The organism is Acinetobacter sp. 70_2 (genome assembly GCF_056736115.1).
On the sequence record NZ_JBWZIP010000009.1, the window covers coordinates 1 to 1202 of the forward strand.

Consider the following 1202-nt stretch of genomic DNA (forward strand, 5'->3'; position numbering starts at 1 on the left):
TGCCTGCAGGGTCAGTTGCTGTCGCAGTTACTGTTTGACCATCAGTCAAGTCACCTGGGTTTGGCACTGTCCATTTACCATCAGGACCTGCAACTACAGTTGCTGTTGTGCCATCAGGGAAGCTCACAGTCACGGTTGATCCCGCTTCTGCTGTACCTGTCACTGGATCAGTGGCATTGATTGGATCAAGAACCGGTACAGTTGGAGCTGTGGTATCGATAGTTACAACTGCATTTGTTGTACCTACATTACCCGCAGGATCAGTTGCAGTCACAGTCACGGTGTGTGGACCATCGGTCAACGCTGGAAGCGTATTGTCTGCAAGTGTCCAGGTGCCGTTACCATTATTGGTTGCCGGATAGTTCACACCATCTACAGTCACAACCACTTTCGCAGTCGGATCATTCACTGTACCGCTTAACGCAGGTGTACTGTCGTTGGTTAATGTCGTGGTGACAGTCACAGTTGGTGCAACTGTATCTACTGTACCAGTTGAAGGAGTTGATGGGTTACCAGCAGGGTCGGTTGCAATAGCTGTAACTTTATCACCATCTTTAAGATCACCTGGGTTTGGCGCTGTCCATTTACCATCAGGGCCTGCAACGACAGTTGCTGTCGTACCATCAGGGAAAGTTACTTTAACTGTTGAACCTGGTTCTGCTGTACCTGTCACTGGATCAGTCGCATTGATTGGATCAAGAACCGGTGCATTTGGTGCTGTGGTATCGATAGTCACCACTGCATTTGTTGTACCTACATTACCTGCAGGATCAGTTGCAGTCACAGTCACGGTGTGTGGACCATCGGTCAACGCTGGAAGCGTATTGTCTGCAAGTGTCCAGGTGCCGTTGCCATTATTGGTTGCTGGATAGTTCACACCGTCTACAGTCACAACCACTTTTGCAGTCGGATCATTCACTGTACCGCTTAATGCAGGTGTACTGTCATTGGTTAATGTCGTGGTGACAGTCACAGATGGTGCAACTGTATCTACTGTACCAGTTGAAGGAGTTGATGGGTTACCAGCAGGGTCGGTTGCAATAGCTGTAACTTTATCACCATCTTTAAGATCACTTGGGTTCGGCACAGTCCATTTACCATCAGGGCCCGCAACTACAGTTGCTGTCGTACCATCTGGGAAAGTCACTTTAACAGTTGAACCTGGTTCTGCTGTACCTGTGACTGGATTGGTCGCATTGATT

Annotated in this window: 1 protein-coding gene; it reads right to left on the minus strand. The window is 48.7% G+C overall.

All coding sequences use genetic code 11. The features are described from left to right. Positions 1–1202, minus strand: a 1202-nt coding sequence (locus AC1PJ9_RS03715) for an Ig-like domain-containing protein (protein WP_479762708.1), incomplete at both ends; no start/stop codon positions are given.